At 45.9% G+C, this 23,023-nt stretch carries 27 protein-coding genes and 1 riboswitch; of the genes, 23 read left to right on the forward strand and 4 right to left on the reverse strand.

Annotated elements, in window-relative coordinates:
- Nucleotides 1-50 precede the first annotated feature (50 nt).
- Nucleotides 51-1,022 (reverse strand): carbon-nitrogen hydrolase family protein, encoded by a 972-nt coding sequence (locus AF333_RS15060; RefSeq protein WP_043066570.1) that lies wholly within the window; start codon nucleotides 1,020-1,022, stop codon nucleotides 51-53.
- Nucleotides 1,023-1,206: 184 nt separating this feature from the next.
- Between AF333_RS15060 and AF333_RS15065 the strand changes: the two genes are divergently transcribed.
- From AF333_RS15065 to AF333_RS32845, 14 genes are all read left to right on the forward strand, one after another.
- Nucleotides 1,207-1,662, forward strand: coding sequence for a GNAT family N-acetyltransferase (locus AF333_RS15065; RefSeq protein WP_043066571.1), 456 nt, complete (start codon nucleotides 1,207-1,209; stop codon nucleotides 1,660-1,662).
- A 272-nt stretch (nucleotides 1,663-1,934) separates the two neighbouring features.
- Entirely contained in the window at nucleotides 1,935-3,050 is a 1,116-nt protein-coding gene (locus AF333_RS15070) for a respiratory nitrate reductase subunit gamma (protein WP_043066572.1), read from the forward strand.
- 12 nt (nucleotides 3,051-3,062) lie between these two features.
- Nucleotides 3,063-5,171 (forward strand): formate dehydrogenase subunit alpha, encoded by a 2,109-nt coding sequence (gene fdhF, locus AF333_RS15075; RefSeq protein ID WP_043066573.1) that lies wholly within the window; start codon nucleotides 3,063-3,065, stop codon nucleotides 5,169-5,171.
- A gap of 13 nt (nucleotides 5,172-5,184) precedes the next feature.
- On the forward strand, nucleotides 5,185-5,727 hold the full coding sequence (locus AF333_RS15080; RefSeq protein WP_043066574.1) for a 4Fe-4S dicluster domain-containing protein: 543 nt from the start codon (nucleotides 5,185-5,187) through the stop codon (nucleotides 5,725-5,727).
- A 31-nt stretch (nucleotides 5,728-5,758) separates the two neighbouring features.
- Entirely contained in the window at nucleotides 5,759-6,283 is a 525-nt protein-coding gene (locus AF333_RS15085; RefSeq protein WP_043066575.1) for a Rieske 2Fe-2S domain-containing protein, read from the forward strand.
- Entirely contained in the window at nucleotides 6,276-6,515 is a 240-nt protein-coding gene (locus AF333_RS15090; RefSeq protein WP_043066576.1) for a hypothetical protein, read from the forward strand. Before AF333_RS15085 ends, AF333_RS15090 begins: the two co-directional genes overlap by 8 nt.
- Nucleotides 6,512-7,696 (forward strand): MFS transporter, encoded by a 1,185-nt coding sequence (locus AF333_RS15095; RefSeq protein WP_043066577.1) that lies wholly within the window; start codon nucleotides 6,512-6,514, stop codon nucleotides 7,694-7,696. Before AF333_RS15090 ends, AF333_RS15095 begins: the two co-directional genes overlap by 4 nt.
- A gap of 72 nt (nucleotides 7,697-7,768) precedes the next feature.
- Complete coding sequence (locus AF333_RS15100; protein ID WP_052812126.1) at nucleotides 7,769-8,341, forward strand: hypothetical protein; 573 nt, start codon at nucleotides 7,769-7,771, stop codon at nucleotides 8,339-8,341.
- A gap of 144 nt (nucleotides 8,342-8,485) precedes the next feature.
- Nucleotides 8,486-9,073 carry a molybdenum cofactor guanylyltransferase gene (gene mobA / locus AF333_RS15105; RefSeq protein WP_052520840.1) on the forward strand — a complete coding sequence of 196 codons (588 nt, stop codon included), beginning with the start codon at nucleotides 8,486-8,488 and terminating at the stop codon, nucleotides 9,071-9,073.
- On the forward strand, nucleotides 9,070-10,323 hold the full coding sequence (locus AF333_RS15110) for a molybdopterin molybdotransferase MoeA (RefSeq protein ID WP_043066578.1): 1,254 nt from the start codon (nucleotides 9,070-9,072) through the stop codon (nucleotides 10,321-10,323). Before mobA ends, AF333_RS15110 begins: the two co-directional genes overlap by 4 nt.
- A gap of 17 nt (nucleotides 10,324-10,340) precedes the next feature.
- On the forward strand, nucleotides 10,341-10,850 hold the full coding sequence (gene mobB / locus AF333_RS15115) for a molybdopterin-guanine dinucleotide biosynthesis protein B (RefSeq protein WP_043066579.1): 510 nt from the start codon (nucleotides 10,341-10,343) through the stop codon (nucleotides 10,848-10,850).
- Entirely contained in the window at nucleotides 10,847-11,314 is a 468-nt protein-coding gene (locus AF333_RS15120) for a molybdenum cofactor biosynthesis protein MoaE (RefSeq protein WP_043066580.1), read from the forward strand. Before mobB ends, AF333_RS15120 begins: the two co-directional genes overlap by 4 nt.
- Nucleotides 11,311-11,553, forward strand: a complete 243-nt coding sequence (gene moaD / locus AF333_RS15125; RefSeq protein WP_043066581.1) for a molybdopterin converting factor subunit 1 — start codon at nucleotides 11,311-11,313, stop codon at nucleotides 11,551-11,553. Before AF333_RS15120 ends, moaD begins: the two co-directional genes overlap by 4 nt.
- Nucleotides 11,554-11,765: 212 nt before the next feature.
- Nucleotides 11,766-12,473 (forward strand): site-2 protease family protein, encoded by a 708-nt coding sequence (locus tag AF333_RS32845; protein WP_043066582.1) that lies wholly within the window; start codon nucleotides 11,766-11,768, stop codon nucleotides 12,471-12,473.
- Nucleotides 12,474-12,541: 68 nt separating this feature from the next.
- Here the strand turns inward: AF333_RS32845 and AF333_RS32850 are convergent, their stop codons facing one another.
- Both AF333_RS32850 and AF333_RS15140 read right to left on the reverse strand, forming a co-directional pair.
- Nucleotides 12,542-12,868, reverse strand: a complete 327-nt coding sequence (locus tag AF333_RS32850) for a hypothetical protein (RefSeq protein WP_139189016.1) — start codon at nucleotides 12,866-12,868, stop codon at nucleotides 12,542-12,544.
- 461 nt (nucleotides 12,869-13,329) lie between these two features.
- Nucleotides 13,330-14,124: an AIM24 family protein gene (locus AF333_RS15140; protein WP_043066584.1), complete on the reverse strand. Its 795-nt coding sequence runs from the start codon at nucleotides 14,122-14,124 to the stop codon at nucleotides 13,330-13,332.
- Between the two features lie 198 nt (nucleotides 14,125-14,322).
- On the opposite strand from AF333_RS15140, the gene AF333_RS15145 reads away from it, so the two are divergent.
- The 5 genes from AF333_RS15145 to AF333_RS15165 all read left to right on the forward strand — a co-directional run bounded on the left by AF333_RS15145 (nucleotide 14,323) and on the right by AF333_RS15165 (nucleotide 18,493).
- Nucleotides 14,323-16,230, forward strand: a complete 1,908-nt coding sequence (locus tag AF333_RS15145) for an ABC-F family ATP-binding cassette domain-containing protein (RefSeq protein ID WP_043066585.1) — start codon at nucleotides 14,323-14,325, stop codon at nucleotides 16,228-16,230.
- A gap of 118 nt (nucleotides 16,231-16,348) precedes the next feature.
- Nucleotides 16,349-16,534, forward strand: coding sequence for a type Z 30S ribosomal protein S14 (locus AF333_RS15150; RefSeq protein ID WP_043066586.1), 186 nt, complete (start codon nucleotides 16,349-16,351; stop codon nucleotides 16,532-16,534).
- 149 nt (nucleotides 16,535-16,683) lie between these two features.
- The gene (locus tag AF333_RS15155; protein ID WP_043066587.1) at nucleotides 16,684-17,010 is read left to right on the forward strand and encodes a YbjQ family protein; all 327 of its coding nucleotides are present in this window, start codon (nucleotides 16,684-16,686) and stop codon (nucleotides 17,008-17,010) included.
- On the forward strand, nucleotides 17,007-17,246 hold the full coding sequence (locus tag AF333_RS15160; protein WP_043066588.1) for a hypothetical protein: 240 nt from the start codon (nucleotides 17,007-17,009) through the stop codon (nucleotides 17,244-17,246). The genes AF333_RS15155 and AF333_RS15160 overlap by 4 nt, the downstream gene beginning before the upstream one ends.
- 134 nt (nucleotides 17,247-17,380) lie before the next feature.
- Nucleotides 17,381-18,493 (forward strand): enoyl-CoA hydratase/isomerase family protein, encoded by a 1,113-nt coding sequence (locus AF333_RS15165; protein WP_043066589.1) that lies wholly within the window; start codon nucleotides 17,381-17,383, stop codon nucleotides 18,491-18,493.
- Nucleotides 18,494-18,640: 147 nt separating this feature from the next.
- On the opposite strand, the gene AF333_RS15170 is transcribed toward AF333_RS15165, so the two are convergent.
- Nucleotides 18,641-19,687, reverse strand: coding sequence for a YeiH family protein (locus AF333_RS15170; RefSeq protein WP_139189019.1), 1,047 nt, complete (start codon nucleotides 19,685-19,687; stop codon nucleotides 18,641-18,643).
- 139 nt (nucleotides 19,688-19,826) lie between these two features.
- Here AF333_RS15170 and AF333_RS15175 point away from each other — a divergent pair, with 139 nt between their 5' ends.
- The 4 genes from AF333_RS15175 (at nucleotide 19,827) to AF333_RS34165 (ending at nucleotide 22,983) form a co-directional block, all read left to right on the forward strand.
- Entirely contained in the window at nucleotides 19,827-20,711 is an 885-nt protein-coding gene (locus AF333_RS15175; protein WP_043066591.1) for a LysR family transcriptional regulator, read from the forward strand.
- Between the two features lie 103 nt (nucleotides 20,712-20,814).
- Nucleotides 20,815-21,004, forward strand: a riboswitch (Lysine riboswitch).
- A 220-nt stretch (nucleotides 21,005-21,224) separates the two neighbouring features.
- Complete coding sequence (gene dapA / locus AF333_RS15180) at nucleotides 21,225-22,115, forward strand: 4-hydroxy-tetrahydrodipicolinate synthase (protein ID WP_043066592.1); 891 nt, start codon at nucleotides 21,225-21,227, stop codon at nucleotides 22,113-22,115.
- A gap of 253 nt (nucleotides 22,116-22,368) precedes the next feature.
- The gene (locus tag AF333_RS35350; RefSeq protein WP_235496477.1) at nucleotides 22,369-22,560 is read left to right on the forward strand and encodes a hypothetical protein; all 192 of its coding nucleotides are present in this window, start codon (nucleotides 22,369-22,371) and stop codon (nucleotides 22,558-22,560) included.
- A gap of 12 nt (nucleotides 22,561-22,572) precedes the next feature.
- Nucleotides 22,573-22,983: a hypothetical protein gene (locus tag AF333_RS34165; protein ID WP_043066593.1), complete on the forward strand. Its 411-nt coding sequence runs from the start codon at nucleotides 22,573-22,575 to the stop codon at nucleotides 22,981-22,983.
- The last annotated feature ends 40 nt before the right edge of the window (nucleotides 22,984-23,023 follow it).

Genomic DNA, 23,023 nt, shown 5'->3' on the forward strand with positions numbered 1-23,023 from the left:
GTATGCTGTTTGCGAAAGAAAAAGTAAACTATTTTATTATCTTACAACCGCTATGCCAAAGGTGTTGGTTTCCACCATTTTACACTTTCTTTTTTCTCTTCATTCACAAGCAATTGAAATACATCAGGTCTTGCATAATGCCCCACTACATCAAAATCCAATTGACTATAAGCGATGTCCCGCATGTCAAGATCGGCTATCAGCATGTCTTCGCAACCGAAAACCGGTTCGACAATATAGTCGCCTAACGGACCGACAACTGCGCTTCCCCCTGAACTCATCTCATGTGGAGAAGAAGCTAATTCATCGTAGCAGGCCAGATCATTTGGGTACATATCTTTCGTAACATATTGATTGCACGATAAAACAAAACATCTTCCTTCCACAGCAATATGGCGGATTGTAGACTGCCATACATCCCGGGCATCTGCTGTAGGAGCGATATAAATTTGAACCCCTTTGGCATACATCGCCGTTCTGGCTAACGGCATATAATTCTCCCAGCAAATTAATGCTCCTATTCTTCCGAAAGGTGTATCGAAAACCGGCAAGGTGCTTCCGTCTCCCTCTCCCCAAACGATACGCTCAGAGGCTGTAGGTTTTAACTTACGGTGCTTTCCGAGCAATGTCCCATCCGGTCCAAAAAACAGTGCTGTGCAGTATACGGTTCCGCCACTACACTCGTTGTCTCTTTCAATCACGCCGATAACAAGATAGACGCCAGCCTTACGAGCCGCTTCTCCTAACCTTTCAGTCGTCTCACTGGGTACAGGAACCGCATTTTCCCAGTAGCGCAGCCAATCTTTTCTCCCTTCTGGAGTTCGGCTTCCAATTTTTGTTCCGAAGCTGAGCCCACGAGGATAAGCCGGAATGAAGGCTTCAGGAAATACGACGAGCCGAGCCCCTTTTTCTGCTGCTTGCAGCGTTAACGAAACCGCTTTTTCCGTACTTGCTTCTTGATCCATGATGACAGAAGCCGCCTGGACGACAGCCACACGTACACGATGCTGTTGAGTAGTCATTTTGCTCCCCTTCCTTTTTTGGAAAATTTAAATAATATAAGTCTATATGTATAGATGATAAAGCAAATCGTGTTTTTTGTATTCATCCAATGTAATTATTTTTATCTCATCCATTCCAGGTATTGGCATATAATTTGCTTGGTTAATAGAGTGTTCGAAACTATTGCTTGGAGGGAAGATAGTGATGGAAGTAGTAAATATTAGACCTGCCGCAAAAGAAGACGTTCCACAATTGCTTGATGTCATGTACCAATATATTGTCGATTTTTATAAGTGCCCCCGTCCGGAAGAGGGAGCCCTTGAGAAATTGGTGAATCATTTGCTTGATAATCCGTGGGAAGGTAGGCAGTTTGTTGCTGTAACACCATCAGGGAAAATCGTGGGATTCGCTACGTTATACTTTACTTTTAACACGCTCGAAGCAAAAAGGATGGCTTTTCTTTATGATTTATTTGTCGTACCTGACATTCGGGGACAAAAGCTTGGCGAAAAACTTTTTCAAACGTGCCTTTCTTATATTAGAGAAAATGACTATTCACATATGATATGGGAAACGGCCCACGATAACGCGGTTGCCCAGTCCTTATACGATAAGATGGGGGCACAGAAGGCGGTTTGGCTAAATTACGAAATAAAGTAAATATATGAAAAATTGAATAAAATATTCAAAGTTGATTAAAATAACTATATTTTTAGATGATGATAGGCTACGACCGACTCTTTCGAAAATTGAAAGGGTCGGCTTTTTTTACGGGCTTCAACAATCTGCCATAGCTTTATGACCAAATTGTGAAAGGTACCTATAGTGTGAAAAATATCACACCTACAGCGAGTGAACTTTTTTAGTATGAGAGTAACAAAACGGCCGTTTGCTTACAAAGAGATACGTAAACAAAAAAGGGAAGTGAAAGCATGAACTCTTTTTCGCTTGAAAAATCATTTTACTCTCGTGCCAGCATGTATTCCTTTATCGTCCTATTGTTTCTGTTTATCACAATGTTTCTCGGTACGAATCAATTTAAACATATCGATTTGGCGCTTTCCGGCTACATGGTCGCCGCCGCTATCTGTTTCATCGGTCTTGTCTATCGCATTGTTGCATTCGCCGTACGCCCTGCCACCCGGCGTGTGGACAGGCGAAGCCGAAAAAACTTGAAGGATAAAACAAGGAAGCGGCGCTCCTGGAAAGCTATCGTGGTCACACTGTTTGAAAACATCGTGTTACAGAAATTCATTTTTAAACGTGGACTGTACCGCGGTATTCAGCACATGTTGGTCGCCTACGGATGCATTGGTTCCTTCGCTATTACGTTCGGTCTTGTCTTCGGGTGGTTTCACTTCGAACTGGTTGACCCGAACCATTATGCGGTATCGGTGCTTGGATTAAAGCCGTTTGTAATGGATGTAGAAGGCTGGATTGCTTTTATGATTTATAACGGGCTCAACTGGACTGCCGCCATGTGCCTTATCGGGTTATCCATGATGTTCTATCGCCGGATTAAAGACCGTGACCTACAGGTAACGCAGCGCTTTGAATTTGACCTTGTACCGTTGTTCATTCTACTGGCGGTGACACTCACAGGCCTTGCGCTTACGATGAGTGCTGTGCTGTTCCATGGCGCGTTGTATATGACAATTTCAATGATTCATCAATTAACGGTTATTACATTGCTCATCTATTTTCCATTCGGTAAACTGTTCCATTTCCCGTTACGTCCATTAGCAATCGCAGTACCACTAAACTATCAAGTAGGGGAGGATATCCCGATGCACAATTGTAAACGTTGTGGCACATCGTATGCTGCACAGGAGCAAATTGAAGACGTCGTCAGCATCCTAAAGGACAATAGCTTTGACTTACAACTTGAGGATGGCAGTTATCTGGCGGAGTATTGCTGGGATTGCCGCCGTAAGCTGCGCGCTATGCGCCAGATGAACATGCTGAATCCACGTACGAAAGATCCGTACGCGCCAATCGATACGAATACAGGCATCTCAATGCCAGGTTTTAGCAAGAAGAAAGCGTAGGAGGAGACGAACATGGCAACGGAAACGAAAAATTTGCATAGAAAAGGTGAAAGCTTTATCCCGACGCATTGCTCGTACTGCGGTATGCAGTGTGGCATGAATATCCGGGTTGATGATGCCACAGGAAACGTTGTAGGAATAGAGCCGCGCTACGAATGGCCGGTCAATCAAGGCCGCCTTTGCCCAAAAGGTGTAACGGCCTATCAGCAGGTAGAGCATCCGGATCGCATTCTCCGTCCATTGATTAAGAGAAATGGGAAGTTTATCGAAGCTTCATGGGAAGAGGCGTACGATCTTATCGAACGAAAGTTTAAAGAAATTGCTACTAAGTACGGCAAAGATGCTCTTGGTGTCTACGGCGGTGTATCGATGACGAATGAAAAATGCTACCTTGTCGGCAAATATGCTCGCGTGGCACTTGGTACGAAGCACATTGACTACAACGGACGATACTGCATGTCGTCAGCGGCTGGTGGATTTAATGCTACCCTGGGAATGGATCGGGGTTCCACGCTACCTTGGCCGGACCTCCTACATTCGGACTGCTTTTTCCTGGCTGGTTCCAATACGGCGGAATGCCATCCGACTAGTATAACCTGGTTCTGGCGTGGCCGTGACCGGGGAGCGAAACTCATTGTCGCCGATCCGCGCGAGACGCCAACTGCCCGCATTGCTGATGTACATCTGGACCTGAAACCGGGTACAGACTCTGCGCTGGCAAACGGCATTGCACACATTTTGATCAAGGAAGGCTATGTAGATAATGAATACGTAGCGCAGCGGGTCAACGGTTTTGAAGACTTGGAAAAAATGGTAGAGAGATTTACGCCTGAATATACCTCCCGGCTTACCGGTGTTGCACAGGAAAAAATTATCAAAGCAGCACACATGTATGGGGAGGCGGAGAAATCGGTTGTGATGTTCGCACGGGGTGTAGAACAGCAGCGCAAGGGTGTGGACAATGTCGGCTCCTATACGAATCTGGCGCTTATCCGTGGCCAAATCGGTAAATTTGCGAGCGGTGTGGCGACGTTTACCGGTCAAGGAAACGGACAAGGCGGCCGCGAACATGGGCAGAAAGCAGACCTTCTTCCCGGCTACCGCAAACTGACTGAGCCGAAGGCTGTGCAGTATATATCGCAAGTATGGGGGATTGACCCGGCTGAAATGCCAGGTCCGGGTGTATCTGCGTATGAGATGCTTGATTCCATTCATCAGGGAACGGTGCGGGCGATGCACGTTATTTGCAGCAACCCAGCAGTATCATCGCCGAATGCGCAGCATGTGTGGAAGGCGTTAGAGAAGCTTGAGTTCCTGGTCGTCAACGACTTCTTCCTATCAGAAACAGCGGAATTCGCCGATGTTGTCCTACCGACGACCACGTGGGCCGAGGATGAAGGCACCACAACCAATACAGAGGGGCGTGTCATTAAGATTAACCAAATCCGTAAACCGGCTGGGGAATCGAAGCCGGACTGGCAGATTCTCAGTGAGATTGCTGCGCGTATGGATCGCGGTAAGCATTTCGAATATGAGAATGCGGAGCAGATTTTCAATGAACTGCGTGTAGCCTCCAAGGGCGGTAAAGCGGATTACTATGGCATCACATATGAAAAAATAGAGAAACAGCAAGGTGTATTTTGGCCATGTCCAGACCTTGACCATCCGGGAACACCGTACGTTTATCAGGATTCGTTCCCGACACCGGATGGCAAAGCTAATCTGCGTGTAGTGGATTGGCAGGAAGCGGGCGAGATTCAAAGTAAAGAGTTCCCGGAAATCTTAACGACAGGGCGTGTGGTGTTTCACTATTTGTCAGGTAACCAGACCCGGCGCATCGACTTTCTTATGGAAAAATGTCCAGAGCCGTATGCGGAAATGCACCCGGAGATGGCAAGCAAATACAATCTGCAAGACGGCGAAGAGGTAGAACTCGAAACACGCCGCGCAAAAATGAAATTGAAAGTGCGGTTGACAAAAGCCATCCGCAAAGACACGGTGTTTGTACCGTATCACTGGGGCAAAGAATTGTCCATCAACCAGTTGACCAATCCGTGTCTGGACCCGGTTTCCCGCATGCCGGAATTCAAGGTATGTGCGGTACGCCTAAGAAAATCTTGAGGAGTGAACGAGCATGAATCGAGTGCTGTATCTTGAATTTGAACGTTGCATTGGCTGTCGCGCCTGCCAAGCGGCTTGCCGGGAATGCGGTGGACACGACGCGAAAGAACGCAATTATGTAGAATATATCGATTTTATGGAAAGTCGGCAGACATTCCCGATGATGTGTATGCATTGCAAAGACCCGGCCTGTGCCAGGGTTTGTCCGGCTAACGCTATTCAGATTACAAAGGACGGCGTGGTGCTGTCCGCGATGGAAGAGAAATGTATCGGATGCCGTAACTGCACATTCGGTTGTCCATTCGGTATTCCGAAGTTTGATTTTGAGAAGAACATCATGTACAAGTGCGACATGTGCTATGAACGCACGTCGCAAGACATCTCGCCTATGTGTGCGTCGGTGTGCCCATCGGAAGCGATCCGTTTCATCGGTTTTGAAGAAATGATGGAGCTGCGCCGTAAGCGAGCCCAATCCAATCTATTGCAAGGCAAAAAGCCGACCGAGCAAAACAAATGGAACTTCGTCCCTGAAACGTTCGGTGTCTATACCGAATAACGGCACGAAACTGGAAGGAGTGTCATGTGCCATGCCTAAACACGAAACTGGAAAACATTCTGAATCTGACCTGCTTCACCTGGTAGATAACGTCAACCGGGAAGAAGATGTCGACTATAATCGCAGAAGCTTTCTCAAAGCGATGTTTGCCACCGGATTGACGATGTCGGCAGCAACTTTTCCGTTCTCCATCCACGCATTAACCGGCAAGGGTAAGGAAGCACTGCCACAAGTGAAAATCGCTGATGTGAAAGATGTACCGAGGGGCGGGTCCGTCGTGTTCAATTATCCTGATGAGAGCCAGCCGGCGGTGTTGGTTCATCTGAGCAACGGAGAGTATAAAGCATACAACAGCAAATGCACGCATCTACAGTGCAGCGTTTTCTGGAGTCAGGAACAGGAAAAGCTTGTTTGTCCGTGCCATCATGGTTTTTTCTCGGTCGAGAATGGCCAGCCGTTGGCAGGCCCGCCAAAGCGTGAACTACCGTTGATTGAATTGGAAATAAGAAACGATGCTATATACGCTATTGGAAGGAAGGTGCGTCATCATGCCTAAGGTAGGGAAAGCGCCTCGCCCCTCCAGGCCTTACTTCTATGCGATGATTATCCTGACGTTTGTCCAGGCACTGCTTCTGCAGTACGTAGTGGAATCGTATTTTGCGGAGCATGATGCGCGTATCCCATGGGTGTCTGGACTCTCAATACTCCTATCTGTTCTTATGATTTTTCTATATAAACTATGGGCGAAAAAAGAAAAATCCGCCCGTCAAAGGAGAAGAGAACAATGAGTAAGAAAGGTCAAACCTCTGCTCTTATTATGTCTACGTTGGCGATGGTCGTAGCGTTTGCGGTGTGGGCCTCGCTCTCACCACTCGCGTCCCAGCTACAGAAGCTGTTCGAGCTAACGGCCACCCAAAAAAGCGTTCTCGTTGCTACACCAGTGCTGCTCGGTTCTGTTATGCGCATCCCGCTCGGCATTATGACCGATCGGTATGGCGGCAAGAAAATGTATACGATACTCATGCTTTTCTTAATTATTCCGCTTATTGGCATCAGCTTTGCTAACAGTTATGCCGCGTATCTGTTCTGGGCCTTCTTCATCGGGATGGCCGGTACGAGTTTTGCGATTGCAATTGCGTATGTGTCTCGCTGGTATCCAGCGGAAAAGCAAGGTACCGTACTAGGCATCACCGGTATGGGGAACTTCGGGAACGCCGTCGCCGGTTTTGCAATTCCTTCGCTGGCTGTAGCATTTGGCCTGGGTAACGTATTCTTGATTCTGGCAGCTGTCGTTTTTATCACGGCGATTGTATTCTGGCTGACGACAGAAGAGCTACCGAAGCCAGAACAGACAAAAACATTTGCGCAGGCGCTTTCTGTTGTCAAATTCAAAAATACATGGATTTTATCCATATTCTACTTTTTAACTTTTGGTAGCTTCGTTGCATTCAGTATTTATCTGCCAACGCTGCTGCAAGATTTATTTGGTATTTCTGCGGTAGATGCAGGGCTTCGTGCCGCCGGATTCGTTGTGATTGCCACATTGATGCGCCCGATTGGCGGATACCTGGGCGATAAAATTGGTGCAGGACGTGTACTTACTTATGTGTTTTTGATGATGGTATTGTCCGGTGCGCTTATTTCATTCATGACGGCGAACATGATCGCATTCTCTGTTGGATGCTTAACAATATCGTTTTTAGCCGGTATTGGCAACGGCGCCGTATTTAAGCTGGTCCCGACTCTGTTTCCGGGAAGCACGGGTGCAGTGACCGGATTCGTGGGAGCTGCCGGTGGATTGGGCGGTTTCTTTCCACCAATCGTGATGGGTACGGTAAAGGACATGACGGGCTCTTACTTTCTGGGCTTCTTCTTCTTTGTCGGATTCGCCATTCTTTGCCTTGTGTTGAATAAACGCTTTTTCGACACGAAAAAAAACCATTCATTTGTAAAGAAGCAGGCACTGTAAGTCATCGAAAAGAATAAAGGTGGCTCTCACGAAGACGTGGGAGCTTCCTTGCATTCATAGGGAGGAAAGTATATGTCTTACACCGTTTTTATCCGGGAGCCGGACGCCGATTTTTTTGTTATTACGAATTTACTACAAGAGCTGGGGTATCGTCAGAAAACGCTTAACGATTATTCTTATTTTATCGAACACCGAGAAAATACAGTCCAAGTCGCTATGAATAAGACAGTAACGTTCTACATTAACGAGCAGCTTTCGCTTTCCGCTCTGGAAACGATGCGTCGCATGATTGTTGATGTGAAGAATCGAGCAGGCGGTGTGATTTCGGAAGCTGATTATCATATCGGTTATTTACAGGATGGCACGAAGACGGGCCTGTTCCGTAACTGGGAGCGCTGGATTAGCTTTCTGCATGCCGCCCGTTTCAACACAATTCAAGGTACGCATGTGCGGGTGTATGATACAATGTACAACCAACTTGGAGAAGGTGTTCTGCTTTCCTATGACATTGCTGAAGATACGGAAGGAATTGTACGTATTAGTTCATGTCGATTGAAAACAGAGGAGGGGATATGCAAGCTCTCAGCCAGTCCGTATGTTATCGTGGAGGCGACCGGGGAGTGGATTGAACCAGAGAAAGCTTGAAGTAAGAAGGCGAGACGGACAGCATGATACGTCTCGTTTTTTGCTTTGAAACAAATTGGTGTGTAAGCGCATCTTTAATAGGCTTGTCACATAAAATGCGCTACAATAGAAGATGAAATCACTAACAAAGAAGGGGCGAACAGGATGGAAGGGGTTATTCTGGCTGGTGGACAAAGTTCCCGTATGGGGAAGCCGAAAGAGTTGCTACCCGTGGAAGGGATGCCGTTAATTGAGCGTACACGACATCTGCTTATCCCGGTAACAGACCGCTGCATCATCATATCCAATCATCCGGAGCGGTTGGATATGATACCAGATGAAGTACCTGTTTATCCTGATGATATCCCGGGACAAGGACCGCTAGGCGGCATTGTGACCGCGATGCGTGTCGCAACTTCCGATATTTTGTTCATCGTAGCATGCGATATGCCTGCATTGACGGTAGATGTGGTGCTTCGATTATATGATAGGGCATCCATGTTACAAACGGAATATGACATTATCTACCCTGTGTGGAATGGAAGAGCGCACCCGCTGTGCGCTCTATACCATCGACGTATATGGCCGCTTGCTAAAACGCTTCTTAAGGATGGACACAGAAGAATGTTTGATTTAATCGACGGTGGGCGTGCGTTCGCCTGGGATGCGACACCGCATTTTCCAACCGATCCTTTTTGCAATATAAATACTGTACAAGATTATAACCAATTTCAAAAAGGGGAGAGAGTATGAGATTTCATCGTGAGCCGATTCAGGTAGAAGAAGCAAGAGAACGTGTGCTTGCATTTGCCGAAAGAAACCAAGTCGAAAGGATTCCTCTTCTTGAGAGCGAAGGGCGCCGTCTAGCTGAGCCGATACGGGCTACGAATGATGTGCCTCATTTTCCGAAGTCGCCGTATGACGGATTTGCAGTACGAGCTGAAGATACGAGCGGCGCTACGCCTGCTATGCCGATAGAGTTAGAGGTTGTAGGAGCCATCGCCTGTGGCGATGAACCCACATTTACGGTCGGGGCTGGACAAGCCGCTCGGATCATGACGGGTGCGGCAATTCCAGAAGGGGCCGACTGTGTTATCATGTTCGAGATGACAACCGAGAATGAAGCACGTGTGGAGCGTTATGTCGGCGTGAAGAAAGAGATGGAGCCAGGGGAAAATATTATCGAGCTTGGTGAAGAAAAAAAAGCGGGGGACTTGCTCATTGAAGCCGGAAAGCGCATTGGTCCCGGAGAGATGGCGATACTCGCGACGTTCGGCTATGCAGAGGTTCCGGTATACCGTTTACCGAGAATCGGCATCCTTGCGACAGGTTCGGAACTTCTCATGCCAGAAGAGCCGTTACGCTATGGAAAAATTCGCAACAGCAACAGCTACATGACCGCAAGCCAGGTACGCCAGGCGGGGGGAGTGCCTATTCTATACGGCAATCTTGAGGATGACCCTGATAAGGCAGTGGAGCGCATCCTTATGATTCTTGAGGAAACGGACATGCTCATTACGTCAGGCGGTGTTTCGGTCGGAGATTTTGATATTATGGTAGAAGTATTCAATAGGCTCGATGCGCAATTGCTATTTAACAAAATCGCGATGCGTCCGGGTAGTGTCACATCAGCAGCACGCTATAACGATACGTTTATTTTTGGATTGTCCGGTAACCCAGGCGCTTGTTTCGTAGGATTCGAGCTGTTTGTCCGTCCGCTGCTGGCAGCGATGCAGGGCAAACCGGAAGTACATCTGAAGGAGATGAAAGCCACACTGGGCGTAGACATGAAGAAACCGTCTCCGTTTGACCGATTCGTCCGCAGTTCCTGGACTATCGAAGACGGACGTGTTGTCGTCTATCCGGTCGGACGGGATAAATCGGGCGTTGTTACCAACATTACGGACGCGAACTGCCTGATGCGTATCCCGCCAGGGGGGAGCGGTGTTGGCAAAGGTGATACGGTTACGATTTTACAGCTTCCGTACAATGTTGGAGAATAACCATAGGGGAGAGAAATATGTCACAGGAAGAACGGTATCCACCCATATTGCAAGTCGTCGGCTATTCTGATAGCGGCAAGACGACGCTTATTACTAGACTTATCACTTATTTGAGCGCACAAGGATATCGAATCGGCACAATTAAACATGACGCCCATACTTTTGAGGTTGATAAGCCGGGCAAAGACACATGGAAGCATCGAGAGGCGGGCGCATCTATCGTCTCTATTACATCAGTGCAGAAAACAGCTATTATGATACAGGAGTATCGTAAGATTGAAGAGTTGCTACCCCTTTACAAAGATATGGACATCGTTCTGATTGAAGGATACAAGTTTGCGGATTATCCGAAAATCGTCGTGCTTCGTCATTCGGAACATGTCAAGCTTATGGAGGATGTTACATCTGTACTAGCGGTTGCAAGCTGGGAGCGATTCGAAGAGATAGGGTATCCCCAGTATGATGTCAATGACATCGAAAGCATTGCCGGCGTTCTGCTGGCGCATCTCAAAGGAGAGACACGATGAAATTATTCGAGATTATTGAAGAAGCGATTCCGGTCGAACAGGTGATGAATAAAGTCGTCCATCCGAACTGCGGCGCTGTAAATTTGTTCGTGGGCACGGTGCGGGAGTTGACAAAAGGGAAGCGGACGCTATATTTAGAATACGCTGCTTATAAGGAGATGGCAGAAAGTCAATTGACACGCATTGGCCAGGAAATCAAGGAGAAGTGCCCAGATGCACGCATTGCTATCACGCACCGTATAGGGCGACTTGCTATTAGCGATATTGCCGTCGTCATCGCGGTTGCAACACCACATCGCGCAGACTCGTATGAGTATTCGCGCTATGCAATCGAGCGAATTAAAGAAATTGTGCCGATTTGGAAAAAAGAACACTGGGAAGACGGCGAAGCATGGATCGGAGATCAGAAAGAGACGAGAGCATATCCGACCGGAAAGCCGGATATGGGAGGACATGAGTCATGATTATGATTAAGCTTTTCGCGGCAATGGCAGAGGAGGCAGGCGAAGAGACAATTGAACTGCCCTGGATGGAGGGAATGTCGACAGCGGATGTGAAGAAATGGCTTGGGGAACGGTATCCGATGCTTGCACCCCATATCCCTGCTGCTATGGTGGCGGTTAATCAGGAATTCGCTAATGTAGAAGAAACGCTCCGAGATGGAGATGAAGTGGCATTTCTGCCTCCGGTAAGCGGGGGATAAGAAATAGGGAAGACCCGGGAAAGCGCGTAGGCGCCCGGGTCTTTTTTATGGACAAGAAACCGGACGTTTACAATGCCTGTTTATTATTGCTGTATAGACAGCAAGTATGTAATTAGGTTAAATATACCTTTTTTTCTTTTTGTGTTTCGATGGGAGAGATAAGAGGAATTCTGTTTAATGTAAAACAGAAGAAAAGAAAGGTGGGAAACGTAATGTTTGGATTGGTGGATATTATCAAATTCCTCATTTCCTTCTTTCTTATCCTACCGATTGTAACGCTATTGCATGAAGCTGGCCACGTTTTTTTCGCCAAAATAGTCGGGGGAAAGAAAGTCAGAGTAGCTGTAGGGGCCGGGGATACTCTATATAAATTCGGTATCTTTGAATTGCGTAAATACTATTTCATGAACGGCGAGTGTTATTATGAAAAATTGCGGTTTAATAACCGCTTTACTAATGGGCTTATTTATGCTGGAGGCATTATTTTTAATAGCGTTTCTGCTTTATTTGTGAACGGATTGGTTGAATCAGGTGTATGGGAGCCCAGCATCTATTATTATCAGTTTATTTACTTTTCCTTTTATACCGTGTTTTTCGCGGCTTTGCCGATGAGTTATCCGAACGGTGGCTGTACGGATGGAAAACTGATTTTAGACCTCATTCGCAATAAGCCGACTGTTGGAGAAATGGAGACAGTGTATATTGTAGAGAAAGAGGACAAGGATGAGGAAAGTACGGGCTGGCAATTGATGAAGCAAGATGCAGAAGAGAAGCAGAAAGTACGCGATTTCCCCCATAAAGCCGCGGCCGTGTACGAAGGAGAGCAGGAAGCTGAGAAGCACAAGCCAAGTCGACTGTTTATTTATTCGAAACAGGGAGAAGTAGAAGAAGAACGTGTATATAACCCTCTGCCCGAGTAGTGATGCAGACAATAAAGCTGATGATTCACGAATACATTCGCGGTTCATCAGCTATTTTTTGTGATGCTTTACTGCTTTTCTTCAGGTTTTAATTCGATTTTTTCTTGTTGCTCTTTACCGTCTTTATCGGACCACTTTACAATTGCATACGAATTTTTTACGTCTTCAGCCTGAATAGAGGAATATGGATCGGGACTGCTTTTAATGGAACCGATTTTTTGCATACCATTCGGAAAACTAAGGTTGACTCCGGTAGCTGAATTGCGCTGAATAGTATCTCCTTTTCCCGTATAGAAACCTAACTCAAAAAAAACGAACTCCTGATTATCTGGAAGTGGATCGGCTCCAATGTAACGGATCGTTCCATTTCCGAATTCTATTTTGTCTTTAGTCATAGTACATGTATATCCTTCGATACTCCAATGCAGACTTGCGCCATTCATTTTGATAGTAAGGTTCTCTATTTTCTTTAGACTCTTTGTTGCGGGAATTTGTTCATTCGTACATGCAGACAGAAATAAGCTTGATAGCAAAAGAGAAAGAAATATTCTTTTCATATGAGTTTTAACATACCCTCCTTTTTTATCCTGGTCCAAAGAGCAGGAAGACCTCCGTCGATAGAAGTGTTACTTGATTACAATCGGGGAAAGAAACAAAAATAACCATAATTTTTTTTATGTAAACAAAAAAGAAACGATACTAAAAGTTAGTTGTTAAGAGAGGGTGACCCAAAAGTGATGAGGCACCCTTCTTCGATACAGTATATACGCATAAAAAACAGTAAGCAACCTATATATTGTATTCCATTTGAGACCAAACAACCTTTTAAGTCAGCCTCTTTTTCCTGTCATTCAAATTAGCTTTTTCCCGGAAAAGGAGAGAAGAAGTTATGGTATACGGGAAGTGTAGGAGCAAGCCACACTTGCCCAGTTCCTTCAAAGGTCTGTAGTAAGCCATCACCGCTCGTCATACTGCCTACCATCGATTTAGCCGAGCGTTCTACGGAGAAGGAGATGTCTCCGATGCGTGCAAATGCAAACGTACCATCTACTTGCAGGCGATCATTTTGCAGCTCAACAATATGAACTTCATTGAGAGGCACCGGAGAGTTGATAATTAACAGTCCAGAGCCGGATACTTCTGTCTGAAACAAGCCTTCGCCACCAAACAGGGCAGAAGATACATTCTTCTGTACCACGCTTGTTATCTTTAATGAAGAATCGCCTGCGAAATAGATGCCTTTATCCAGAACGACTCGCTGGTTAGCAACCGGAATAATCGCATAATGTCCAAATGAAGGTTCGAGATAAATCTCACCGGTTCCCATATACGTAGGCCGGAACACGGCTTCTTTCGTCATAGCGCTGTTCAGCAAACGCTGGGCCATGCCTGCCATGCCACCCGTCGTATTCTGGAGCGCTATCCGACCTTTTAGGTATTGAAGTGCACCTTGTTCCACCGTAAAGCTTCCTTCATTAAGCGTTGCTTTAATCTGATGAAGCTTTACCCCATTACGGCGTGCATAATACAAGCTAGATGCCATCGAGGCATTATGAAAGCCTGCCAAATTATCAAATTCCAAAACTTCTACCTTGAGGCTCCCGTCTGTGCTTGTTTTCGAATCAACTATTTTTATGTTATCGCTATACATCACACCGCCTCCTCTCTTTCATTGTACTATACGATGGCTAGCTGAAAAGTTTTATTTTTCCGAAATACGCCCGATACGTGCAACGAACTATCAGCGGTAGATGAAGAAAACCCCCGCTGAGTGAAGTTTTATTTTATAATTAGAGAAGGAGTTGTATAACGGCGATAAAATTTTTCAAGAAAAAGGACAATTACGGCTATGAACATTCTAACAGCAGAAAGCATTTCTAAATCGTATGGCATGAAAACATTATTTAATAATATTTCGCTTGGCATCCAAAAAGGGGAGCGAATCGGTATTATCGGTGTGAATGGTACAGGCAAATCTACCCTTCTAAAAGTACTGGCCGGTATCGTCCCGCCAGATGGGGGAACGGTAACGACAGGCAATCGGATGCGTGTAGAATTCCTGCCGCAGAATCCGGTATTCGAAGAAGAAGGAACAGTGCTCGACCAGATTTTTGCTGGAGATTCGCCACTTATGCAATTGGTAAAAGAGTACGAACAGACGATTGAGCGAATTAGTGGCGATCCGGGGAACGAAAAGCTACAGCAAAAGCTGGCCGACTTAAGCGAGCGAATGGATCGTATGGGGGCTTGGGATGTAGAGACGAATGCAAAAACGATTTTGACGCGTCTCGGCATTCATCATTTCTCTGCGGGGGTGCGTCTGCTATCTGGAGGACAGCGTAAACGGGTGGCGATGGCACGTGCATTAATTAACCCTGCGGACTTGCTGATTCTCGATGAACCGACGAACCATATCGATAATGAGACGGTAGAGTGGTTGGAAGGCTATTTATCACGCTTTAAAGGTGCACTGTTACTGATTACGCATGATCGCTATTTTCTGGATCGTGTAGTAAACCGGATTGTAGAGCTCGATCGAGGAAGTCTGTATTCATATGATGGCAACTACACCTATTTCCTCGAAAAGAAAGCAGAGCGAGAAGAACGAGAAGCAGCGACAGAGGCGACTCGTCAGAATATATTGCGGCGTGAACTCGCCTGGCTACGCCGGGGCGCAAAAGCCCGTACGACGAAGCAGAAAGCGCGCATTGACCGCGTTCATCAACTGCAAGAAAATAAGCCGCAGGCCCAACAACAAACACTCGAAATCGAACTGAAATCACAACGCCTGGGCAAAAAAATTATCGAGCTTGATCACATATCGGCAGCGTTCGATGGACGGACACTTATTCACGATTTCAGCTATATTGCTGTGCCAGGCGATCGCGTTGGTATTGTCGGACCGAACGGTAGCGGCAAATCTACGTTATTGAAGATTATTACCGGTAAGCTTGCGCCGAACACAGGGGAGGCGGTGCTGGGGCCGACCGTGCGCCTGGGCTACTATGGCCAGGAGAATACGGAGATGGATGAAAAACAGCGTGTGATCGACTATATTAAAGAAGCCGGGCATGTGATCCACCTGGCAGACGGCAAGACATTGTCTGCCGGACAGATGCTGGAACGCTTTCTATTTGCCCCTGAAGCACACGGTACGCTAATTGGACGTCTATCCGGCGGGGAGAAGCGACGGCTATATTTGCTTCGCGTACTGATGGGGGAGCCTAATGTGCTGCTGCTTGACGAACCAACGAATGATCTTGATATCCAGACGCTTTCGATTCTCGAAGATTATCTTGAGAATTTCCCAGGTGTCGTTATTACCGTATCGCATGATCGCTATTTCCTCGATCGGACGGCGGATCGCTTGTTTGCTTTTGAAGGCAACGGGCTCATTAAAGAATACAACGGCAATTATAGCGAATACCTGGATGCTCGAAAACATGAAGAAAGCCAAAAATCAATGAATGAACACCGGGAGGCAAAGGAAGCGGTATCCCGGGAGAAAAAAGAAAAGCCGCGTCGTCTTACTTATAAAGAAAAGCTGGAGTTTGAGACGATTGAGCAGGAAATTAGCGAGTTGGAGCAGCGAAGCGAAGCGCTTGAGAAAGACATGGCACAGACAGGGAGCGATTATGGTAAACTCGCCACATTGACCGAGGAGAAAGAGAAAGTTGATGCTGAATTGGAAGCCAAAGTGGAACGTTGGGCTGAGCTGAACATGCTTGTGGAAGAAATTGAGGCCCAGAAGAGTTAGGCATATGTTTTGCAATCATTCATCAGAAGTGCTATGATAAATAGTATTGCATGTTTTTATATTTATATATCACAGTAGGTTTAGCATATATACTATTCACAAATTAAAGGAGGAAGTTATGGCAAAAAAATCGATGATTATAAAATCACAGCGGAAGCCAAAATTTAAAGTACAGGCTTATACTCGTTGCGAGCGCTGTGGCCGTCCGCATTCCGTATACCGCAAATTTAAGCTATGCCGGATTTGCATTCGCGACCTGGCTTATCAAGGACATTTGCCGGGCGTGAAAAAAGCAAGCTGGTAATTAAACAAACGTAGATAAACCGGAGGGCAGGATATTCTTGCTTTCCGGTTTTTTTATTAGAGTGGCTATCGAAATCATTGACAGATTTTACATTCTAAAATATTATTAATATCGATAATGATAATGATGGAAATGTGAGGAGAAAACATATGATAATCGTAACCACGGAAAATATCGCCAATTATCAGATAAAGGAAATAAAAGGGCCGGTATTTGGTTTGACGGTACGGGCAAGGGGATTGGGGAAAGATATTACTGCGGCATTAAAAGGACTTGTCGGGGGCGAAATTAACCAATATACGGAAATGCTTGAAGATGCACGTAAACAGGCGCTTGACCGGATGGTAAAAAATGCACAAGCGATGGGGGCGAATGCGATTATTATGATGCGTTTCGACTCTGGAGAAATCGGCGCCAACATGAGTGAAATCGTTGCGTATGGCACAGCTGTCATAGCCGAGCCTGTTGAATCATGAATTGGCTAAATCTTGCCACCGGATATATTGGTATTCAATTGCTCCTTTTCATTAGCATTGTTTTGCTTTCGTGGTTCATTTGGGATAAACGTTTTAAAAGCAAGCAGGGGGATGAAGTGCCTCCCGGTTTTGAAAAAACCGAGGAGATAATGATCGACCCGACCACAGATAAAAAAATGCGGGTGTATTACCATCCGGAATCAGGGGAACGATTTTATAAAGAAGAAATAAAATGAAGCCTGCCTCCTATCTATAATCGCTTAGTCTTGTAGGCACCTCTGTATTGGTCGATGCGCCGACGAAAAAGGATTTTAACGGAGCTTTGTCGAAAAGATACAGAATAGTGCAGACGAATAGGAGGTCATACAGAGTGGAGAACACAGTACAAACGAACAATGAAGTTTTATTCTATGTAGAGAAAGGTATCGGACATATTCTGCTGAATCGACCGAAAGCCTTGAATGCCTTGTCTTTGTATATGGTTGATGAAATCGGCAAAAAACTTGCCGAGTGGGAGCATAACCCATCCGTCTCTCTTGTCTTGATCGAAGGGGCAGGCGAGAAAGGATTATGCGCGGGCGGTGATATGCGCTCGTTTTATGATAAGCGCGACGATAATGTAGAAGAATATGCGCTGCAATTCTTCTCTATTGAATATAAAATGAACCTGGCTTTACATCGCTACACGAAACCGGTTCTCGCCTATATGAATGGTATCGTTATGGGCGGCGGTATCGGCGTATCGATTTTTGCGAGCCATCGTGTGGTGACTGAGCGCTCGAAATTATCTATGCCTGAGATGAATATTGGTTTCTTTCCTGATGTAGGCGGTAGCTATTTCTTGAACCAGATGCCGGGTCAGATGGGACGTTATCTGGCATTGACGGCCCACCTATTCAACGGAGCAGACGCAATCTATCTTGGTGCGGCCGATTATTATATCCAATCCGAACAGTGGACTGAGCTGAAGAACGACGTACAGATAGAAGATTGGACACAGGTAGGGAACCGTGAACAGATCAGCGCCAGATTGACCGAAATCCTTACGAAATACGGGACGGCCAATCTTCCAGAATCGCCACTTGCGAAGGTGCAGGATAAAGTCGATCGCCATTTTAACCATCATTCAGTAGCTGACATTCTGGCGTCCCTCGATCGTTCGGCAGCTGAAGGGGATGAATGGGCAGCAGAAACGGCGAAAACGCTGCGCGAAAAATCGCCGATTTCAATGGCTGTGGCATTGGAGCAGCTTGTTCGAGGTAAAGGCATGACGGCTGCTGATTGTTTCTGGATGGAGATGAATATGAGTATGCATTTTATGCACAGTCATGATTTTTATGAAGGTGTACGTTCTGTGCTGGTAGATAAAGACCGGAACCCAAGCTGGAATCCTGCAACGATTCAGGAGGTAAAGCAAGAACATGTAGAAGTGTTCTTCAAAAACCCGTGGGAAGGCGGACAACACCCATTAGCCGATGAATAATAAAGTAAAACGTCCATCAGGGGGAGATTTCCTCTTTCGTTGATGGTTAGTTGCACTTAACATGGTCTTAGGGACAGCTATCCCTTAAGAAAAAGGATGCCAAAAAGTATGGCATCCTTTTTTTGGGGATAGAGATAAGGCGGTATGTTAGGAAAGGCCTAACCAATATACGAGTGCAAATCCGAAAATTGAGAGGAGAATCGAGCCAATGAGTCCTGCCCAAAACGGTCGTATTCCCATTCGCTTTAACGTACCTGCATCAATGTTAAGGCCAAGACCAGCCATCGCCATTGCGATCAATAGATACGCAAGCGCTACGATTTGAGCTGCGATGCTTTGCGGCACAATACCTAGCGTGTTGATTCCGCTCACAGCAAGAAAGCCAAGGATAAACCAGGGAATGGCAAGCGGTGTACGTTCAGCTTGGGAGGCACCGTCTTTGTATTTAGTTTGCCGATGATACCACCAGCCGATTACAAGAGCCACTGGAACAAGTAGCGCTACCCGCGTCAGCTTTACGATGATGGCAATGTCCATCGCTTGCTGTCCTCCAGCAGCAGCAGCGGCTATTACATGGGCAATCTCGTGGAGCGTACCACCGGCGAATACTCCATAGCCGGATTCTGTCAGACCAAGTATCGGATATATTACAGAATACGCTAATGTAAATAAAGTACCTAGTACCGCGACGGTTGCCACACCGACTGCTGTTTCTTGTTTGTCCGCTTTCACCTGTGGGGCTACCGCTGCTACCGCCGCCGCACCACAAATGGCTGTGCCACATGCTGTTAGCATGCCAAGCCTGCGGTTTACGCCGAACAGGCGGGTCAATCCATATACCACAACCAGCGCAAATACTATATCGAATGCAGCTACGGCAAATACTTTGGGCCCTGCTTGAATGATATCCTGTAGGTTTAAGCGCATTCCCAGCAGAATAATTCCCAACCGTAATAATTTCTTACTGGCAAATTCCACTCCAACCATAGAGGAACCCGGTACTGGAAGTGTTGCCCGCCACACCATTCCAAGCAGGATGGCGATGACGAGCTGCCCGATAATGCTGAGTACCGGAAGCATTGCGATATATTTGGCTATAATGGCAATTACGAGTGTAATTCCGAGTCCCAGCAGAAAAGGGGCAGAACCCCGCTTTTTTTCTCTTTTTTCCTGTTGACTAGCCGCCTGTTGCATGGCTGCACTTTGTTGCATTTTTTATCCCCCGCTTCATGTATGATAAGTTTACTTTTACTATAAAAGCAGTTGAATAATAAGTAAAATATAGTTATTCTATCTTTAAGATTAGCTTTTTTAATGATATTAGGAGGCAATCATGCATTACGATGGACTGCGTACCTTTGTTACTGTAGTGGAAGCGAAAAATTTTACCCGAGCCGGAGAGATACTGCGACTGTCTCAGCCTAGTGTTAGCCTGCACATTAAGCAGCTTGAGCGCGAATTTGGTACGAAACTTATCGATCGTTCGCCGAAGCATTTGTATGTGACCCAGGCAGGAGAAATGTTGTATGAGCGAGCGAGACAGATGCTGAACTTATACGAAAAAGCGAAAGAAGACATTTACACACACCAGCACCGAATTGCCGGAACCTTACATATCGGGGCCAGTTTTACCGTTGGTGAATATGTTTTGCCCGTTCTACTAGCGGACTTCTGCCACCGCTATCCTGATGTGGAAGTGGAAGTAACCATCGGTAATACACAACGGATTACTGAAGCGGTGAAGCTGCTGCATATGGATATTGGTCTTATCGAAGGTCAGACAAGTGAAAAAGATTTGCAAATCGTTCCGTTTATGAAAGATGAGATGGTGTTGGTAGCACCGATGAACCATCCGCTTGTAGGCGACAGCCCTATCGTCCCTGAGGCATTACAGGACGAAATATGGATTGTACGGGAAGAGGGTTCAGGTACCCGTGTATATTCCGATCATGTAATCCGTACGTTAGGATTGAGCGTGAAAAAAATAATTACATTCAGCAGCAACCAGGCAGTTAAAGAAGCGGTCGCGGCGGGATTGGGCATTACGCTGCTTTCGAAATGGGTAGTACGGAAGCCGATTCAGCATGGTGAACTGGCAATGATTGCGATTCAGGGGCAGCAATTTCCACGCCGCTTATCTTATGTGGCTCCGGTTCATGCAGAGCAGACAAATCTGGTGAAAGCATTTCTTGAGGAAATTGAAAAAACGTCCGATTGAATGGCCTGTCCATCATTTCCCCAATTTTCCCTTGACCAGAGGCAGGAAGTCCAATATACTAGCATCAATACAACTTTATATTCGTAAAACCTCATCAACACTCTGATGAGGTAGAGGTCGCGGGCTTCAAGAGTACGCTGTGGGAGATGGGGAGAACATCGAGGAACGCAGGGGAAAGGGAAGACCGCCGAAGTTTGCCTGGATTCTCTAGACAGGCAGGCTGGGGCTGTTTCCGAATAGGAACAGAACTGTCACGCGTACTTTCCGGATACGCGTGTTGCGCTATCTTGCAGGAGATACGGAGATGGGGGAACATAATGTTCAAATCTCATCTACGACCCGTGTTGTAGGTGTTTTTATTTTCTTTGCCTGTACTCTCCTACCTATCCGGTTAGGAGAGTTTTTTGTGGACACGGGCTGTGGGTTAAGTTCCCTTTTCCGATACGCGCGCCGGCATGGAGAAACAAGTCGTAGATAAGCCAATGCGAAACTTGTGATAAAGGAGGAATTGGAATGATTGACTTAGGAAGAATGGTAACAGCGATGGTGACGCCGTTTGACTCGGGGTTGCAGGTTGATAAAAAACAAACAGAAGTGCTCGTAGAACATTTGATTGCGACCGGTTCGACCGCGCTTGTTGTAGCGGGTACGACCGGGGAATCACCAACATTGACTGGACAGGAAAAGGTAGATTTGTTCCGTCATGTTGTAGAGATTGTGAACGGACGCGTACCGGTGGTAGCTGGTACAGGCAGCAACAACACAGCTGCATCCATCGAACTGACACAAAAGGCAGTAGAGTGTGGCGTAGACGGTATTATGCTGGTCGTTCCTTATTACAATAAGCCGTCACAGGAAGGTTTATATCAACATTTCAAAACGATTGCAAAAAGCACGAAGCTGCCGGTGATGCTGTACAACATTCCGGGTCGCTCCGTTATTAATATGAAATCCGAGACAACCATACGCCTGGCACACGATGTAGCTAACATTGTGGCAATTAAAGAAGCGAATAGCGATACTGCTCAGATGTCTATTATTATTGAAAAGACACCTGATGATTTTGTATTGTATACCGGCGACGATGGTATGACGTTACCCTGTATGTCTGTTGGCGGTAAAGGTATAGTGAGCGTAGCAAGTCACGTGATTGGCAGGGAAATGTCGGAAATGATTCAGGCATTCGTTAGCGGCAATTTTACGAAGGCGAGTGCGCTGCACCGTAAGCTACTGCCGATATTCGAAGGATTGTTCATTGCTGCTAATCCGACGCCTGTAAAAGCTGCACTCGCTATGCAAGGCATCGAAGTAGGTGGTGTACGTCTGCCGCTCGTTGAATTGACGGAAGAGGAGCGGCAATTCGTGAAAGGATTGTTACCGCAAAAAGAAGCGGTAACGATATAAGAAGTATAGGTAGGAGTAGGATAGAGAATATAAATAGCTTGTAAACGTAATGAGGGGGCTGACCCAAAAGGACACATAAAATGACCTTTTGGTGTCAGCCTCTTTCTTGTTCATTTACAATAAAGTTGGTTAACTTTTGATAGAAATACCTAAAGGCCTTAGAGAATAGTATCAAACATATATCGTTGTTGTTATTCTATTCTTATATATTGAATCCAAACTATCGTCAGTTATGACACTATATACATCTGATTTGATACATCGACAAATTCTTGTGGTGAGAGGGAAGAAAAGAAGGAAGGGCGGTATGCGGGAGCGGTCGGAAAAAGACATGTTTGCTTTTCTTCTGCTGGAGCGCAGGGCGCATCCCACCTCTTTTTTTCTGGATCGCCTCCTTCCAACCACGCTATCCTGTCAAAATATCAAGTGTAATTTATATAGTTAAGGAGGGAATACTTTGAAAGTCATGAGATTTTTTGTAACTTTTTTTTCGTGTTTGGTTATTACTGTGGGATGTAGTAATAGTGCCACGCAAAGCTATATACTTTCTTTTAGCGGTGAAGGAGAGCATTGGAAAAGTTCTCTGGAAATACACGGAAATAATCACATTAATTCTAGAAAAGAAGATTTTACGTTACAGTATAAAGATAAGAATATAAAATATATAGGGGAAGTTAGTTACAAGGTAGAAAAATCCAACATTGTAGTAAAAAGTGGAAAAGATAATTTAGCGACAGGAAAAAATGAACTTAAGAGTAGCAGTGCGTGTAAGGGTTGTGCCAGAGCATATCCCGAGGATAAATGGATAGTTACCGTAGAATGGAATGGGAAATCAGAAACATTTCCAATGTTATTAGGAGAGAAATAATTTTTTTATTTTATGTTTGTCGCTCTGAAAGATTGAATCC

The organism is Aneurinibacillus migulanus (genome assembly GCF_001274715.1).
Lineage (GTDB): Bacteria > Bacillota > Bacilli > Aneurinibacillales > Aneurinibacillaceae > Aneurinibacillus > Aneurinibacillus migulanus.